This is a genomic window from Pseudomonas sp. MWU15-20650 (genome assembly GCF_023242475.1).
Taxonomy (GTDB): Bacteria; Pseudomonadota; Gammaproteobacteria; order Pseudomonadales; family Pseudomonadaceae; genus Aquipseudomonas.
Map to the genome: position 1 here is coordinate 1 of NZ_JALJFG010000026.1, position 16,721 is coordinate 16,721.

17 protein-coding genes are annotated in these 16,721 nt (G+C 56.5%); 9 read left to right on the forward strand and 8 right to left on the reverse strand.

What is annotated here, in order from left to right; genetic code table 11:
• From M5B43_RS18700 to M5B43_RS18725, 6 genes are all read left to right on the forward strand, one after another.
• Positions 1–1,011, forward strand: a 1,011-nt coding sequence (locus M5B43_RS18700; RefSeq protein ID WP_248751489.1) for an RHS repeat-associated core domain-containing protein, incomplete at its 5' end; no start/stop codon positions are given.
• 2 nt (positions 1,012–1,013) lie between these two features.
• Positions 1,014–1,397, forward strand: a complete 384-nt coding sequence (locus tag M5B43_RS18705) for a hypothetical protein (protein WP_248751490.1) — start codon at positions 1,014–1,016, stop codon at positions 1,395–1,397.
• Between the two features lie 292 nt (positions 1,398–1,689).
• Positions 1,690–2,106 (forward strand): hypothetical protein, encoded by a 417-nt coding sequence (locus M5B43_RS18710; protein WP_248751491.1) that lies wholly within the window; start codon positions 1,690–1,692, stop codon positions 2,104–2,106.
• 402 nt (positions 2,107–2,508) lie between these two features.
• On the forward strand, positions 2,509–2,829 hold the full coding sequence (locus M5B43_RS18715) for a contact-dependent growth inhibition system immunity protein (protein WP_248751492.1): 321 nt from the start codon (positions 2,509–2,511) through the stop codon (positions 2,827–2,829).
• A gap of 334 nt (positions 2,830–3,163) precedes the next feature.
• Positions 3,164–3,655 carry a hypothetical protein gene (locus M5B43_RS18720; RefSeq protein WP_248751493.1) on the forward strand — a complete coding sequence of 164 codons (492 nt, stop codon included), beginning with the start codon at positions 3,164–3,166 and terminating at the stop codon, positions 3,653–3,655.
• A 498-nt stretch (positions 3,656–4,153) separates the two neighbouring features.
• Positions 4,154–4,567 carry a hypothetical protein gene (locus tag M5B43_RS18725; RefSeq protein ID WP_248751494.1) on the forward strand — a complete coding sequence of 138 codons (414 nt, stop codon included), beginning with the start codon at positions 4,154–4,156 and terminating at the stop codon, positions 4,565–4,567.
• A 197-nt stretch (positions 4,568–4,764) separates the two neighbouring features.
• Here M5B43_RS18725 and M5B43_RS18730 read toward each other — a convergent pair whose 3' ends face one another.
• The 5 genes from M5B43_RS18730 to M5B43_RS18750 form a co-directional block, all read right to left on the reverse strand.
• Positions 4,765–5,994, reverse strand: a complete 1,230-nt coding sequence (locus tag M5B43_RS18730) for a M20/M25/M40 family metallo-hydrolase (RefSeq protein ID WP_248751495.1) — start codon at positions 5,992–5,994, stop codon at positions 4,765–4,767.
• 49 nt (positions 5,995–6,043) lie between these two features.
• The gene (locus M5B43_RS18735; RefSeq protein ID WP_248751496.1) at positions 6,044–7,102 is read right to left on the reverse strand and encodes a diguanylate cyclase; all 1,059 of its coding nucleotides are present in this window, start codon (positions 7,100–7,102) and stop codon (positions 6,044–6,046) included.
• 80 nt (positions 7,103–7,182) lie between these two features.
• Positions 7,183–7,815 (reverse strand): LysE family translocator, encoded by a 633-nt coding sequence (locus M5B43_RS18740; protein WP_248751497.1) that lies wholly within the window; start codon positions 7,813–7,815, stop codon positions 7,183–7,185.
• Positions 7,816–7,885: 70 nt separating this feature from the next.
• Positions 7,886–8,755 (reverse strand): sugar phosphate isomerase/epimerase family protein, encoded by an 870-nt coding sequence (locus M5B43_RS18745; protein WP_248751498.1) that lies wholly within the window; start codon positions 8,753–8,755, stop codon positions 7,886–7,888.
• Between the two features lie 27 nt (positions 8,756–8,782).
• Entirely contained in the window at positions 8,783–8,965 is a 183-nt protein-coding gene (locus tag M5B43_RS18750; protein WP_248751499.1) for a rubredoxin, read from the reverse strand.
• A gap of 158 nt (positions 8,966–9,123) precedes the next feature.
• On the opposite strand from M5B43_RS18750, the gene M5B43_RS18755 reads away from it, so the two are divergent.
• Positions 9,124–10,542: a PLP-dependent aminotransferase family protein gene (locus tag M5B43_RS18755; RefSeq protein WP_248751500.1), complete on the forward strand. Its 1,419-nt coding sequence runs from the start codon at positions 9,124–9,126 to the stop codon at positions 10,540–10,542.
• A gap of 16 nt (positions 10,543–10,558) precedes the next feature.
• On the opposite strand, the gene M5B43_RS18760 is transcribed toward M5B43_RS18755, so the two are convergent.
• Complete coding sequence (locus M5B43_RS18760) at positions 10,559–11,029, reverse strand: Lrp/AsnC family transcriptional regulator (RefSeq protein ID WP_014718112.1); 471 nt, start codon at positions 11,027–11,029, stop codon at positions 10,559–10,561.
• A gap of 123 nt (positions 11,030–11,152) precedes the next feature.
• Here M5B43_RS18760 and M5B43_RS18765 point away from each other — a divergent pair, with 123 nt between their 5' ends.
• Both M5B43_RS18765 and M5B43_RS18770 read left to right on the forward strand, forming a co-directional pair.
• Positions 11,153–12,397, forward strand: coding sequence for a methionine gamma-lyase (locus tag M5B43_RS18765; protein ID WP_248751501.1), 1,245 nt, complete (start codon positions 11,153–11,155; stop codon positions 12,395–12,397).
• A 230-nt stretch (positions 12,398–12,627) separates the two neighbouring features.
• Positions 12,628–13,299, forward strand: coding sequence for a helix-turn-helix transcriptional regulator (locus tag M5B43_RS18770; RefSeq protein ID WP_248751502.1), 672 nt, complete (start codon positions 12,628–12,630; stop codon positions 13,297–13,299).
• A gap of 221 nt (positions 13,300–13,520) precedes the next feature.
• On the opposite strand, the gene M5B43_RS18775 is transcribed toward M5B43_RS18770, so the two are convergent.
• Both M5B43_RS18775 and macA read right to left on the reverse strand, forming a co-directional pair.
• Positions 13,521–15,479, reverse strand: coding sequence for a MacB family efflux pump subunit (locus M5B43_RS18775; protein WP_248751503.1), 1,959 nt, complete (start codon positions 15,477–15,479; stop codon positions 13,521–13,523).
• Between the two features lie 3 nt (positions 15,480–15,482).
• Positions 15,483–16,634, reverse strand: coding sequence for a macrolide transporter subunit MacA (macA, locus tag M5B43_RS18780; RefSeq protein WP_248751504.1), 1,152 nt, complete (start codon positions 16,632–16,634; stop codon positions 15,483–15,485).
• Positions 16,635–16,721 lie beyond the last annotated feature (87 nt).

Here is a 16,721-nt window from a genome sequence, read left to right on the forward strand (position 1 = left end):
GTGGGCGGCATCACCACGGAGTTTTTCTGGCAAGGCGACAAGCTGGTGGCCGAGCATCACGCCGAGCGCCATCGCAGCTATATCTACGAACCGGGCAGCTTCCGCCCATTGGCGCTACTGGAAGGCTTTGGACCGGACCACACCCAGCCCTACCACTACCAACTCGACCACCTGGGGACACCGCAGGAACTTACAAACACCGAAGGCGAAATCGTCTGGTCCGCGCACTACCGCGCCTACGGAGAAATCAGCCGTCTCGATGTAGGCAAAATCGACAATCCGCTGCGTTTTCAGGGGCAGTATTTCGATCAGGAAAGCGGGCTGCACTACAACCGGCATCGCTACTACAATCCGGATATTGGTCGCTACCTGACACCGGACCCGGTGAAGTTGGCGGGTGGGATCAATGGGTACCAGTACGTGCCCAATCCTACCGGGTGGGTAGACCCGCTGGGCTTGAATACATGCCCAGGTGGTGATGGGTGTAAACCCAGTGCTAGTGCTCAACCCCATACAGAGGGTGTTAACCACGGAGAACCCGCTTTACCGCAACTGAACCGTGCGGAGCGGCAGGCGAGAATTGATGAACTTTCTGAAGCAAACGCATATAGACGCCTGAGAGAGATCGAACAAGCGTTCCCAAGAGCACATTTTTTGGAGAGGCACGGCGCGCAGACGAGCCTGGCGGCTCAACTTGAAAGAGTAAGATCAGGTAAAAATCCAACAACAGGAGAAATTGAAAGATACATTGGTGGAAACAGACATGGACAGCCAAAAATACCTACTGCTGCCACTCGCTACCTCAGCCACAGGGACCAACTTAACGCCATCTACCGTGCCAAACTCATACTTCGGCGCACAAACCTAGAAACATCTCGAGAACCGATGGATATGGGAAAAATAATTGGCGAAGGATACAAAAAAGATAATTTTGCATATGGAAAACAACGCAAAGCTATAGTAATACTAGATAATCACGGCAATCCAATTACTGCATACGCGGGCTTTTAAAAATGAAACTCACCCCAAAACTATCAATTCTCAGAAGCCTACTATTCACCTATAGCATTGAAAACTATGACGACCCCGAAAAGGAGCATTTCATCGCATCAAAAAATGTTAATGATGAGACAGAACTTACGGAACTCTTTGACAAACTAACCAAGCCTGAATTTCTCTCATATAAACTCGAAGAGCGACAATGGCATATCGACACACTTCTGCACTACCTAAATACCGACGAAAATTTTGATTCTGTTTTTTATCTTTTCGACACCTACTTTAATGACGAAATACTTGACCATCGGCAATTCATGAAAATCTTACTACGCTGCTTGCAAAACTACACCCTAGAGATTGCCGCAAGCGAATTAAAACCCTATAAACCATCCCACTAAAAAAGACAACCCCTATGCAGCTAAGCACACAATTTAAAAGTCACCGAATGCAACTCGCCGTACTAAATGAAGCGACCACAAGAGAGAGTCGCAACCTCCCCCCCTTTACCGGTGAGGATTACTATGGAAACCCAATCGTCCGCATAGAAATGCAAGGTTGCGGAAGAGGATATATACCGAACCCGGCTGACCTGAACAACCCAATATTTGATGAACACATGGACGCCGCGATCGCAAAATTCGATCGCGAAACTAAAAAAATTTATACCGTATTCCCTGTGAGTAACGACCAGTGCTAAAACACCCTTTTCTGGATGTGCCGTACGAACCGAAACTTCGATATTTCCTCGGCCCATTCGACACTTACGATCGTGAAGAAACCTTAGGTGAAGCGTTTTCACACTACAACATCAATCTTGACATCGACAGAGAGCAATTAATCAAAAAATACATAATTGATAATGGCTCAGACTTAACCTATCGACACCGAAAGGTCTTATGCGATCACTTAGAGTCCGCACTCAGTGACGAAACCTATGATTTTTCGCAACTCTTTAGCCAGGCTCCCGGCTATTACTGCACGTTGCCTGAGGGGTGGAGTGATATGGAGAATCCAAGAGGCTTTTTCGAAGATATTTACAGGTTAACCAATGAGTGGTGGAAAGACGATCTCCAAAAAGCCAGCCTCGAAAATCAGTCAACCTGGTGATCACACCGCAACGCCCCTAGCGAGCTTGCTCGCGCTGAGCCGCAAAGCGGCTCCAGTCAGGGCGATGGTTCCTTCAGGTAGATAGGCGATACCAGAGTTGGGGCTGCTACGCAGCCCAACGCGAGCAAGCTCGCTCGCCACAAAAGCTCGTCGCTCCCAATTACTAAGCGCTTTGACAGTTCCACGATCATCCGGTCCAACAAATAAATGCACGGCGTCACGCTCGCCACTTCGGCATATTCGTTACTTGGTTCCGGACCCGCAGGGACTAGGGTGTAAGATAGGAAGTAGCGTAATAATAGGAACTCAAAAAACCATACCACCCTATAATTTTTTAGTCATCATTCGAAAATCCAAGATGCCAGATGGCTACCTTCTACTGACAGGATACCCACTAGAAAAATGAACACACCACTGACAGAACTCCAGCAATTCTTTGGCGCCTACTTCAATCAGGACTGGGCAGAGGACTATTCCTCAGCCGACGAGGTTATTGATTCATTTCTACAAGATTCATCTAGCGATGTAATTATCATCGTGAGGAATGAAATCCTAGAGCTAATAAACTCCTATACAGACGAAGCAGACCTCCAAGAAAATTTGCTACACATACAGTATTGTCATTACTACTACCCATGCCAATGGGCGTCAGGCCCCTTATGGCTGAATCACATAGTCGGAAAATTCGACAACCATCTATTGAAAATTAAAATCCCAACTTGAACAGCAGTTTTTTTCAGAAAAGCAAGGGCGATAGCAACGATTTGTATCTGCACGTTCTCGATAGCAACAACCCACCAAGCCATTTCATTAGTACCTCTCCATCCAAAATTTCGCCACTCAATATAGGACTCGAAAAGGTTTTCTCTACGCGCTAAAAAAACATTCCCGCCCGGGATGTAAACAAAGAACTAGGAAAATTGGCACCTTTTGACACTGAAGCTGAAACTGCCATACAAAGCAAGATCAAAACAGAAGACATCTTGGGTGCGACACCCATGAAGCGAGATGGCAGCTACGTGGGTTACTCGATCCCAAACCCTAATAGAAAGATAAAATGAGAACAAAGAAAATCAAGGCCATAATAAACAACGCAAAACAATACGTTACGTTTAAATATGACTCTAGACAAATAAAACTAACATTTTCAGAGGCGGAAAACTTCGCAAGAGTGTATACAGCTGAAGACATGTATATTTGCCTAGCAAAGATTAGAAAAGATTTCCCTCACATACAGCTCCTTTGTAAAGGTGCCAAAATAAATGTGAGACCCTCTAGTATGGCCTCACAAATGAGCGGTGGATTAGTTGCCTATGAATTAACCCTTGGAAAGCGCCCGACACGAGAAAACCTGGTTCATATATTCGACTATGAAGAGCACAACCTTACTAACGACCCACAAGAACAATACGATTTTTATAAAAAATGGCTAGTATCAATAGGTGCAAATAGAGCTGAATTTCCGCCCTCTGAAAAAGAAAGGACTGATGGTTATCGGCCACTTTATGAGCAAAGTAAGCCTACTTTTAGCATTAAAAATTCCGAGTGACACCTCAATAAACAGCCACAGATAGCGGCACGCATAAAGTGTCATTTACCGACTCACTCAATTAAAGGAAAAAATTAAAACTCTAGAATTAACCATAATTAAAAATTCACGCAGAGAGACGACCACAGTTGAATATTACGGGAGAATTCAACGCTTTCCGCAACCTACTTAGACGGTGTAAAAAACATACACCGGCCTAGACGCCTATATCTGCTTCGGGTTATTGAGGAAGGATTTCAGCGACGTAAAATCCCTCTGTAAAGGCTCTAAGATCAATGTATACCCTTCCGCCATGGCTTCACAAATGTCAAACGGGCTTGTTGCTTACGAAGTAAACATGGGAAACCCAGATGCACAACTCGTCCGCATATTTGATTACGAAGAAAAAGACCTAACGAATGATATTAATGAGCAGATTGCTTACCGTAAAAAATGGGCAGACTCTTTCTAAGCTACACCGATGACCTACACTGCACTTTCAGCAGAGACTGAAATATAATGAAATATCAAAAAATTCATGCAATAAAAAACAATCAAAAAATCGAAATCATCGTAAAATACGACCCCGCAAATTGCCGAATGTGGCTTTCAGAATCTGACAACTTCAAGAAGCTCTACCAAGGCAAAGACTTATATGTCTGCTTAGCAAAAGTCAGAGCAGACTTCCCACACATAACATTTTTATGCAAAGGAGCAAAAATAAATGTCAAGCCATCCAGAATGGCGTCTCAAATGAGTGCAGGTCTTGTCGCATACGAAATGACGTTAGGCAAACAAGCCACCAACGAAAACATAGTCCACTTGTTCGATTATGAGGAGGAGAATCTAACAAATGATCCGCAAGAGCAGATCGATTTTTTTAAACAATGGCTGGCGTCGTTAGGTGCTGAAGACTATGAAAAATTCAACTAAGCCTTTGCAAAATAAGAATGAGAGGACACTTCCCCTCTCATCCCGCGACTTGTGGCTTGCTCGCACTGGGCCACGAAGCGGCCCCAGTAAGGGCAGCGTGTGTCTTCTGCTAGAGCGGCGTCGCAAACTTTAGGGCTGCTACGCAGCCCAACGCAAGCAAGCTCGCTCGCCACAAAAAGCTCGCCAGCCCCGCTCACTTACCGCTTCGAAAGCTCCATGATCATCCTGCTAAGCAGATAAATCCGCGGCGCCACGCTCTCCACCTCGGCATATTCCTCCGGGGTGTGTATGTTGCCGCCCACGATCCCGAACCCATCCAACGTCGGCGTCCCTACCCCAGCCGACAGGCTGGCATCCGCCGCGCCGCCGCTGCCTTCAATGGTCAACTTGCGCCCCAGCTCGCCATAAATCCCTTGGGCAATCGCCACCAATTTGTCCGACTCCGGCGTTTGCGGCATCGGCGGTAGGCCGCGATGCAGGCTCGTGGTCACTTCGGTTTCCGGAATCAGCTTATTGGCTGAAACACGGGCCAGGTCTTTCTCGATCCGGTCAAATTCTTCCGGCAACGCCGCGCGTACGTCGGCCTTGGCGGTGGCTTGGTCGGGGATGACGTTGACGCGGTCGCCGGCGTTGAGCACGGTGAAGTTGATGGTGGTTTTCTTCGCTTCGTCGCCCAACTTGCCCAGTTGCAGGATCTGGTGCGCCACTTCCATGGCTGCGTTGCGCCCCAGCTCCGGGGCGACGCCGGCGTGGGCGGCTTTGCCTTTGACTTCGACCACGGCGGTGGCGCTGCCTTTGCGCCAGACCACCAGGCCATCGGCTGGGCGGCCGGGTTCCAGGTTCAGGGTCACGTCATGGGCCTTGGCGGTTTTGCGGATCAGCTCGGAGGCGACCTCGGAGCCGGTTTCTTCGCTGGCGTCGAGCAGGAAGGTGATTTGCGCGTAGTCCTTGAAGCCTTGGTTTTTCAGGACTTTCAGCGCGTAGATACCGGCCACGATGCCGCCCTTGTCATCCATCACGCCGGGGCCGTAGGCGCGGCCGTCCTTGATGTGGAACGGGCGCGCGGCGGCCGAGCCTTCCTTGAACACGGTGTCCATGTGGGCCATCAGCAGGATCCTGGCCTTGCCGGTGCCCTTGAGGGTGGCGATCACATGGCTGTTGTTGGCCGCCTTGTCCGGTACCTGTTCGATGCTGAAACCCAGTTGCTTCAATTCATCGACGGCGATGTCGCGCACTTGAGTCAGGCCCGGCTCGTAGCCGGAGCCCGAGTCGATATTCACCAGGCGCTCCAGCAGTTTCAGGGCTTGGCCCTTGTACTGTTCGGCATCCGCCTGGAGTTGTTTGTGGGGTTCGGCGCTGTAGGCCGGGGCGGCGAAAGACAAGGCCAGGGTCGCGGCCAGGAGGGTACGGGAGAAGGTGAAGAGCATGGACCGATCCTTGTTTTTTTGTTGGAGGGTGCCGTAACACCCTACCCCACTAGACCGATCGCAACCAACTCCCCTGCACGGAACTGACCCGGTTGCGCCCGCCGCTCTTGGCTTCATACAACGCCTGGTCGGCATCGTTGAGCCAACTGGTGGAATCGGCGTGGCTCGGCTGATACGGCGCCAAGCCAATGCTCAAACTGGCACGCAGCGTCGGGTCTTGGGCGTACGCCAATGCGTTGAAACGATCGCGCAAGGCGTCCATCACCTCGGTGGCACGGTTGAGGGGCATGTCCGGCAGGATCACGCAGAACTCGTCGCCACCGTAACGCCCGGCGAGGTCGGTGGCGCGCAGGTTCTGGCGCAGCACTTTGCTCAGTCGGCGCAGCACGATGTCGCCGGTCACGTGGCCGTAGGTGTCGTTGATGGTTTTGAAGTGATCGATATCGATCAGTGCGATGGCGGCACCGGCCGGGCCTCGGCGGCAGCGTTGAAACTCGATTTCCAGGTGGTCTTTCCAGGCGCCATGGTTAAGCAGGCCAGACAGGCTGTCGGTACGGCTCAGGGCCAGTAATTCACGTTTGTGACGGGCCAGGGTCACGGCCTGACGGTAGCAGATCCAGCCCAGGGCCAGGGGGTATAACATCAGGATCGGCAGGCAGGCGTAGAGCTGGGTGTCGGTGGTCACGGCGATAAACGCCGAGGTGAGTACCAACAACGATAGGCCGATGCCCAACGCCTGCGCCACCCAACCTGCCAGCATGAAGCGCAGCCCACCGATGGCAACGTTGTTCATGGTCATCATCGACAGCGTGGTGACGCTGGGCAGCGGGTTGAAGTGCATGGCCCCGACCCAGAAGCCGCCGCAAAACGAATCGAATAACAGGTTACGCCGTTCGCTGCGCAGGGAGTTGCTCGCGCGGCGTGACCATTGATAGGCAAGGTGCGGCCAGACGAAGGCGTTGATCACCATCCAGGCCCACACCCACAGCGATGGGTGCAGGGGGTACATGGCAAATGCCACACACACGAAACCAAGGGTCAGCCCCAGCACGCGCGATTTATACAACCGTGAAGCAAGCGGAAGTCCGTTTCCTCCGGAGGCTGACATGGTGGGCAGTGATCCTGGACGAGTGCCTGGAGTCTATCAGGGCAACGTCAAATCGCCACTACCCCTTAGAGGCTAATACTTCAGTGCGAAAACCCACGCGCCAGCATCAGCGCCACACCCAACAACAGCACGGCGGTGATGCGCTGCAACAACACCCGCCGCTTGGGGTTCTCCAGCACATGCTTGATGCGCTGGCCGAAATAGCAGTACAGGCAACCGCTGGCAAATTGCAGCAGCAGGAAGGTCAGCCCGAGGATGGCGATATCGGCCGACGAGCTGTGCTCCCCCGACCCGGCAAACTGCGGGAATACGGCACTGAACATGATGATGGTCTTGGGGTTGGAAAACCCGGTCAACAAACCTTTGCCGAACAGGCTGCGCGAGCCCTCGACAGCGCCGGCCTTGTTGATCGATACACCACTGCTGGTCCACTGCTTGTAGGCCAGGTAGAGGATGTAGGCCACGCCGACAAACTGGATGGTCTGGGTAATGGCGAGGTTACCCTTGATCAGTTCCGAAAAACCGACGGCAAAGATCAGGATCGAAATCAGGTAAGACACACTGGCGCCGATCTGCGCCGGGATCGAACTGCGCAGGCCGTCCTTCAAGCCCAGGCTCAACAACAGCAGGGTCATGGGGCCGGGGCTGAAGGTCATGGTGGCGCAAAACAGCAAAAAATAGAGAAACGAAGACAGGGTTAACGCACTTGTCATGGCCAGGGACCTTGGATTGATAAAAACAGCAACAACGGGGCGAGCGCGGCAAACGCCCACCCCTGGGCCATCAGGCGACAGCGATTTCAGTCGTCAGGGATTCGCGGTACATCAGGGCCAGGTCAGCCAGGGCAGCCTTGGCTGTCTGGTTGCGGGTTTCGAATGCCACCAGTCCCTTCCAATTGGTCTCGACGATGGCCTGCACCACGTCGGCGTAGTCGCAGTTGCCGTCGTGGATACCGAAGTGCTGGTCTTGCACGCCATTGTTGTTACTGAAGGAAATGCCCTTGATCAGGTGGTGATACTTGCGCACCACTTCGGCGGGCAGGCCGTTCTCGATGTTGGCGTGGCCGGCATCGAGGAAGAAGTACACGTTTTTGTGGGCTTGCAGGCGCTCGAACACAAAGGCGTATTCCGCTTCATGGGTGAAGATGTAGTGGAACGGCCGGTAGTTGACGTAGTTGGACAGGTTTTCCAGGTAGATATCGGTGCCCTTGGCCTCGGCGTAGCTCGCCAGTTCCTGGACCGACTTGAGGTAATGCTCCAGGGCAACCTTCTTGGCCATCAGCACCATTTTCGGCTCGACGATGCAGCCACCATGAATGATCAACGGTGCGCCCAAGCGGCTGGCGATATCGATTTCTTGCTTCACATACGCCACGGCCGCCACGCGGAACGCCTCGACATCACTGCCCAGCGGCGCCTTGAAGTTGCCGTGGAATACCGGCTTGACGCCGGTGGCTGCGATCTGTGCCTGCAGGCTTTCGATGCGCTCATCGGTCCAGTCATCGACCATTTCGCCAAACAGGCTGCCGTCGATATACCAGTGGGTGCAGTCGCCTTCGATGGCGGTTTGCAGGCCCTTTTCAGCCGCCAGGTATTTCTGGTGGGCAACACCGGTACAGAACGGCACGGTGGCGTTGATCAGTTTGCTTTCCATGGGGCGATTCCTTTCGTTGACGGAATGTCAGGCTTCTAGAGATTCAGGGAGTTCGATGGCCATGAAATCGGCCTTGGACACCCCACAATCAGGGCATGTCCAGTCTTCAGGCACCTCTTCCCAAGGGGTACCAGGTGGGATTCCGTCCTCCGGAATGCCCAATTCTTCTACGTACATAAAACCGCAGGGTGCGCACATATAAGTCTTCATGAGAATGCGAAATCCATTGCTCGCCTGTAGGAAATTTCGCCAACTTTCGGCGAGATGGCGCGCAGTCTAGGGGAGTGCCATTGCACAAGGCAGGTAAAGTAATGCCTAATCCCGCCTAACTTCACCGGTAAAAGCACCTGCAAAGACAAGGACGCTGCATGTTTGTATCCGCGATCGACTTCCAAGACGGCATACCCAAGGTCCAGCAGATCGTCGAGGCGTTCAGCCAGGCCATCGAGAACGGTGAGTGGGCGCCGGGCAGCAAGCTGCCGTCAGTGCGTGAATTGACCCAGACCCTGGGCGTCAGCAAGTTCACCCTCAACGAAGCCCTGGACCGCCTGCGCGGGCGCAACCTGCTCACCTCCAGCCAGGGGCGTGGCTATTTTGTGGCGATGGACACTGCGCGCCCCGCCTCGGTGACGTGGGTCGACCTGTTGCCCCAGGACTTGCTCAGCGTGTTGCGCCGCCCCCTGGTCACTGCCAGCGGTGAGCTGCGCCCCGGCGGCGGGCACTTGCCGGAGGAATGGCTGAACGGCGACGCGATCCGCCAAGCCATGCGCAGCGTGGTGCGCGCGCCTTCGTTGCGCATCGCCGGGCTGGGTACGCCAGCCGGGCTGCTGCCGTTGCGCCAGGCACTGCAACAGAAGTTGCACGCCGAAGGTTTGTCGGTACCGGTGGAGCAAATCATCACCACCCCCAACACCGTGCAGGGCCTGGATATGCTCATGCGCCTGCTGGCCCGGCCCGGCGACACGGTGTTGCTGGATGCGCCGTGCTACTTCAACTTCCACGCCAACCTGGCACTGCACGGCGTCAAGGTGGTCACGATCCAACGCCGCCCCGACGGTTTTGACTTCAGCGCCCTCGAACACCTGCTGGCCGAACACCGCCCCAGCCTGTACCTGACCACCAGCGTGTTGCATAACCCCACCGGCCACTCCTTCAGCCCCAGCCAAGCATTCCGCCTGCTGCAGCTGACCCAGCAATACCACTGCCATATTGTCGAGGATGACCTTTACGGCGACCTGCACCCCAACCCACCTCCCCGCCTGGCCGCCCTCGCCGGGCTGGATCAGGTCACCTACTTGTCGGGGTTCTCCAAGATTCTCAGCGCCAACACCCGCGTCAGCTATGTAGTGGCCGCGCCGCAACTGGCCGCCAACCTGACCAACATGAAGTTGATGAGCGGCGGCGTGACCTCGGAGCTGTTCGAGCAGATCGTCTACCGCATGCTCAGCGAGGGCAGCTATACCAAGCACCGCAAGCGCATGGTCCAGCGCTTGATGGAGGCTGGCGGACGCGTCGAACAATGGCTCAAGCGCTGCGGCTGCGAACAGCCGATGGCTTATGAAGGTGGGATGTTTATCTGGGCACGCCTGCCGCCGGGAGTCGATGGTGAACTGCTGGCCCAAGAGGCGTTGAAACGCAGCATGGTGCTGGCGCCGGGCGCGCTGTTCGGCTACGACCCGGCCCATCGCGACTCGATGCGCTTCAACGTGGCCCACAGTGATGAGCCACGGGTGCAGCGGGTATTCGAGGCGCTGTTGTTGCGCGCTGTCGGCCAGGCGCGTGGCTGAGCGACACCCTGGGCAATCACCCCGGCAGCGGAATCACCCGTAACGGTCGCACCGACTTGTAGGAAAAGCTTGAGTAGATTTCTTTGACACACGGCAAGGTCTGCAAGACCTCCCGGGCAAACTCGCCAAACGACTCCAGGTCCTTGGCGACCACTTCCAGCAAAAAGTCATAGCGCCCCGACACGTTATGGCACGCCACAATTTCCGGGATCGCCAACAGCCGTTGCTCGAACGCCCGGGCAATTTCCTGGGTATGGCTCTCCATCATGATGCTGACAAACGCCGTCACTCCATAGCCCAGTGCCTTGGGCGAAAGGATCGCCTGATAGCCGCTGATGACGCCACTTTCTTCCAGGGTGCGCACCCGGCGCCAGCACGGGGAGGTAGTCAGGGCAACCCGCTCGGCCAGTTCGGCCACGGTCAGGCGGGCATTGCCCTGCAACGCGTTTAACAGGGCTTTGTCGGTACGGTCCAGCTTGATGGGCATAACGTGCCTCTAATCATTATTTTTAGGGGTGTTTGATCCACGAACGCGGATTTTTCCGGCATTTTTTGCAAGGTTCATCTGTGGTTATGAGCATAGCATTGTAGGAAATAAGGAGCGCCAGACATGAACAATAAACACAACACCTTCGGCTTTTCTACCCGCGCCATTCACCACGGCTATGACCCCAGGGACCACCACGGCGCGCTCGTACCGCCGATCTACCTGTCTGCCACTTTCGCCTTTCCTACCGTCGAATACGGCGCCGCCTGCTTTGCCGGTGAAGAGCCCGGCCACTTCTATACGCGCATTTCCAACCCGACCCTGGCGCTGCTCGAATCGCGCATGGCCACCCTGGAAAACGGCGAGGCGGCGGTGGCGTTCAGCTCTGGAATGGGCGCGATTGCCGCGACGTTCTGGACCCTGCTGCGCCCCGGTGATGAGGTCATCGTCAGCCAGACGCTCTACGGCTGTACCTTCGCCCTCCTGCACCATGGCATTGGTGAGTTCGGCATCAAGGTGCGGCACGTGGACCTGACCGATCTGGCCGCCCTGCAAGCGGCGCTCTCCCCGGCCACTCGCATGATCTACTGCGAAACCCCAGCCAACCCCACCCTGCGGCTGGTGGACATTGCCGCCATTGCTCAGCTTGCCCATCAACAACCGAATGTCACCGTGGTGGTCGATAACACCTACTGCACGCCCTACCTGCAACGGCCCCTGGAGCTGGGCGCCGACGTGGTGGTGCACTCGGCGACCAAGTACCTGAGCGGGCATGGCGACATCACGGCAGGCATTGCGGTAAGCAGTCACGCCCTGGCGCAACGCATTCGCCTGCAAGGGCTCAAGGACCTGACCGGCGCCGTCATGTCCCCCCAGGACGCGTCTTTGTTGATGCGTGGCCTCAAGACACTGGCCCTGCGCATGGACCGCCACTGCAGCAACGCCTTGGCGGTGGCGCAAGCCTTGCAGGCGCATCCAGCGGTACAGTGGGTGACCTACCCGGGGCTGCGCTCTTTCCCACAATACGAACTGGCGGCACGCCAAATGAAGCTGCCCGGCGGCATGATTGCCTTTGAGCTCAAGGGCGGGATCGAGACCGGTCGGCGCTTCATGAATGCACTCCAGCTGTTCACCCGTGCCGTCAGCCTGGGCGATGCGGAGTCACTGGCCCAACACCCGGCCAGCATGACGCACTCTACCTACACGCCCGAAGAACGGGCGCAGCACGGTATCAGTGAAGGACTGGTGCGTTTGTCGGTCGGGCTTGAGGATGTCACCGACCTGCTGGCAGATGTGCAACAGGCGCTGGCCAAATGCACCCGCGCCACATCACGCAGCACCGTGATGGCGGCCCATGCCGTGAAATAACGCCTCAACGTAGCGTTATCCTTTCCCACAACGGTGGTCGGACTGGTCCGACCACCGTTGTGCGTTTTTAATCTGTTTTTTACGGATTGGATCCCCATGCTTTTGCCAGGCTGTACTAGCATAGGTGTCGGCGGGAAGCATTATCACTGTAGGTTATTCGCACTGGTTACCTCCTTACATCCCGTCGCGATAAGGCTGAATACCTGCACTCGAAATTCATGGACGAACTGATGAACTCACACCTGTTCCCACATATAGGAAAGGTCATCGCCAGCACCGGCAGCCGCCACTTCCCACGCATGCTGCATGACTTGATCCTCACCCAACTGGCAGTGGACGCCACGCATATCACGCAACTACGCGTCAGTTGCGCAGGCCTCACCCGCCGCAAGATCAGCCCGGTCTACACCGACTCGGTAGTGGCCATGGGTGCAGAGCAACCCGCCGCCCAACTGCACCTCACGCGCCGCAAGGACGATGTGCGCTATGTGCTGTCGGTGTACCGCTCGCACCAATCGGAAAGCTTTTCGCCCCAGGAACGCAACATGTTGCAGGACTTCTCCTCCCTGTTAATGCCCATGGTCGAAAAACACATCACGGCGATCCACCCCGCACGCCAGGGCACTGGGCCAGTGGCGCCGGAAAACCTAGGTATTGAAACCTTGCATCGGCGCATTCAGGAACGCCTGGTGCAGTCGGGGCTGACCCTGTCCAACCGTGAACTGGAAGTGTGTGTGGGCCTGTTGGCCGGGCGCACGGCACCGGAATTGGCAGAGCACCTGGCGCTGAAGGTCAACACTATCGAGAGTTACCTCAAGCGCGCGTCGATCAAGTTGGGGATCAGCGGGCGGCATTCGTTGTTGCGGTGGATGTATGCCACCGACGACAGCAGCAGCGTGTAGCTGACACTCCCCCGTCGGTCTCTACACAATGACCGTCGAACGCCCGCGTAGGGCTGCGCAGCAGCCCCAAAACTGTCTCTGCGGAGTGTCGGTTACACCGTATTCGTCCTTCTTTGGGGGCGCTGCGCGCCCCAACGCGGGACAAGCCCGCTCGCCACCAGGGAATATGCTCATGGGGGCAAGCCCTTCTCCCACATTTGATCCTGGTCGGCCGGTAGGGATCAGTCCCTGGCCAACGCCTCGATCGGGTCCAACCGCGCCGCATTCCTCGCCGGCACAAACCCAAACACAATGCCGATCAACGTCGAACAGGCAAACGCGGTGATGATCGAGCCCAGGGAAAACACCATTTCCCACTCCTTCACAAACAGCGAAAACAGATAGCCGATGGCGTAGGACAGCGAGATCCCGATGATCCCGCCGATCAAACACACCATCACCGCCTCCACCAGGAACTGCTGGCGAATGTCCGATTGCCGCGCTCCCACGGCCATGCGGATACCAATTTCGCGCGTACGCTCGGTGACCGACACCAGCATGATATTCATCACACCGATACCCCCCACCAGCAACGAAATCACCGCAATCAACGACAACAACAGCGCCAGGGAGCGGCTGGTTTTCTGCACCGTCTGCATGATGCTGTCGAGGTTGTTGGTAAAGAAGTCCTTGGTGCCGTGGCGTTGCAGCATGAGTTTATTGACGTTGTCTTCCACCACCTTGCTGGGCTGGCCGTCCTTGATGCGCACGGTGATGCTGTCCAGGTGGCGCTGGCCCAAAAGGCGTCCCGCCGCGGTTTCATAAGGCACCCACACGTTCAGCGCCTTGCTGGCGGCGAACATGTTTTTGTTGTCTGCCGTCACGCCGATCACGGTACACGGCAACTTGCCCACCAGAATCACCTGGCCCAGCGGGTCGATCGTCGGGCCGAACAAACGCTGACGGGTGTTGTGGTCGATGACCACCACCTGCGCCTGACGCCGCGCATCACTTTCGCTGAAGGCGATACCGGCTTCGAACTTCAGGCCCTTGACCTTGAAGTAGCGGTCACTGACCCCGTTGACCTGGGCATCCACATCGATATTGCCAAACCGCAGCAGCAGGTTGCGCCCCACCACGGGCGTGGCGCTGTCCACGTAATACAGCTGGTTCAACGCTTCCACGTCCGAGGGCATCAACGTCTCGATCGCCGACGCGCGACTGTCGCCAAAACTGGTGCCGGAAAAGATATCGATGGTGTTGCTGCCGATCGCCTGGATGTCCTTGAGCACATAGCGCTTGGCGCCTTCACCGATGGCCGATATCGACACCACCGACGTGATGCCGATGACGATACCGAGCATGGTCAGCAACGTGCGCATACGGTGGGAAATCAGCGCCACCCACGCCATGTTGAACGCTTCCTTGAACAACCCCAGGCTCGCCACCAGGCGCCGGGCACCGTTGCGCTTGCTTTCAATCGGCGCCTCGCCGGGCAGCGCCAGGCTAGCACTGGCATTGGCCCTGTCGCTGATGATCTCGCCATCGCACACCTCGACAATGCGCTGGGCATTCGCGGCCACCTTGGGGTCGTGGGTGACGATGATCACCGTATGCCCGGCCGCGTGCAGCTCGGCGAGGATGCGCATCACCTCCTTGCCGCTGTGGGTGTCCAGGGCGCCGGTGGGTTCGTCGGCGAGGATCACTTCGCCGCCGTTCATCAAGGCTCGCGCAATACTGACCCGCTGCTGCTGCCCGCCGGAAAGCTGGCTCGGCCGGTGAGTGATGTGCCCTGACAGGCCCAACCGCGCGAGCAGTTCCCGCGCTCGGCCATGACGCTGAGTCTCTGGCGTACCGGCGTAGATCGCCGGCATTTCCACATTGTGCAAGGCACTCAAATGCGCCAGCAGGTGGTAGCGCTGGAAGATAAACCCGAAGTAGTCGCGACGCAGTTCCGCCAGTTGCTCATCGGCCAGCGAGCGGGTTTCGATACCGTTGATCTTGTAGCTGCCGGCAGTGGCGCAATCCAGGCCACCAAGGATGTTCATCAGGGTGGATTTCCCCGAGCCGGATGCCCCGATGATCGCGACCATTTCCCCGGCATGGATCGTCAGGTCGATCCCCTTGAGCGCGATGAACTCACGTTCGCCGGCCAGGAAACTGCGCGTGATGCCCTTGAGTTCCAACAGTGGCTGGGCCATGGATCAACGCTCCGCCACGACAGGCGTTGCATCGCCGATCACCACGTTGTCACCCTCGGCCAAGCCCTCCAGAATCTGCACCTTGACGTTGTTATTGATCCCCGTGCGCACATCGCGCGACACCGCGTTGCCCTTGGCATCCAGCACCCGCAACGCGTAACGCCCATCGGCATTGCGTGGCCCCAGCGCCGCCACCGGCACCATCAACGCGGCCTGGGCGGTGTCGAGCACGATACGCACCTGCGCAGTCATGGCGATGCGCAGGCGATGGTCGGGGTTGGGCACGTCGAACAGCGCGTTGTAGAACACCGCGCTGTTCTGCTTGGGGGTGCCTGCGGTCTGGGTCTCGAGGAAGTTCTGCGGCGCCGGCTCTGTGCCGCACAGCGTGGCGTAGTAGCGTTTATCCGCTTCGCCGAGGATGGTGAAGTACACCTGCTGGCCGGGGCTGATATGGATCACATCCGCCTCCGACACCTGGGCCTTGACCGTCATGGTGTCCAGGTCGGCCAACTTGAGCAGCACCGGCGCCAGTTGGTTGGCAATCACGGTCTGGCCTTCCTGGGTGACGATCCCCACCACATCGCCATCGATGGGCGCATTGATACGGGTGTAGGCCAGGTTGACCTTGGCGGTGTCGATCTGGATATGCGCGCTCTTGATCTGTGCATCCAGGGACACCAGGTTGGCCTGCTGCACCAGGAAGGTGGACTCGGCATCCTCGAAGTCCTGGCGCGACACCGACCCATCAACCTGCAAGCCCTTGTAGCGTTCATACACCGACTGGGCCTGCTTGAGCTGGGCCGCCGTGGCGCGGCGTTGGGCCTGGAGGTTTTCTTCATCCACCTGGGCTTTGCGCAGGGTGTTTTGCAGGATCAGCGGATCGATCTCCGCCAACCACTGGCCCTTCTTCACCTTGTCGCCGACCTTGACCTTCAGGGACTTCAATTGACCGGAGACCTGGGCCCCGACATCGACCTGCTTGACGCCTTCGAGCAGGCCGGTGGCGAGCACGGCGTTTTCAATATCGCCGCGTTCGGCGGTGGCAGTGAGGTACTGAGGGGCATCGGCGGGCGCTTGCACCGTGTAGACGACCAAGCCGATGGCGATGGCCAAAACCGCGAACATGCCAACCTTGCGCAACTTAGACTTTTGCATAGATGACCCTATGGGCTTCTTGATGGGGTACATATCCATGATTCAGGTAACGGCCACTCAGGGTTCCGTCCCTCTCACATTGCAGGC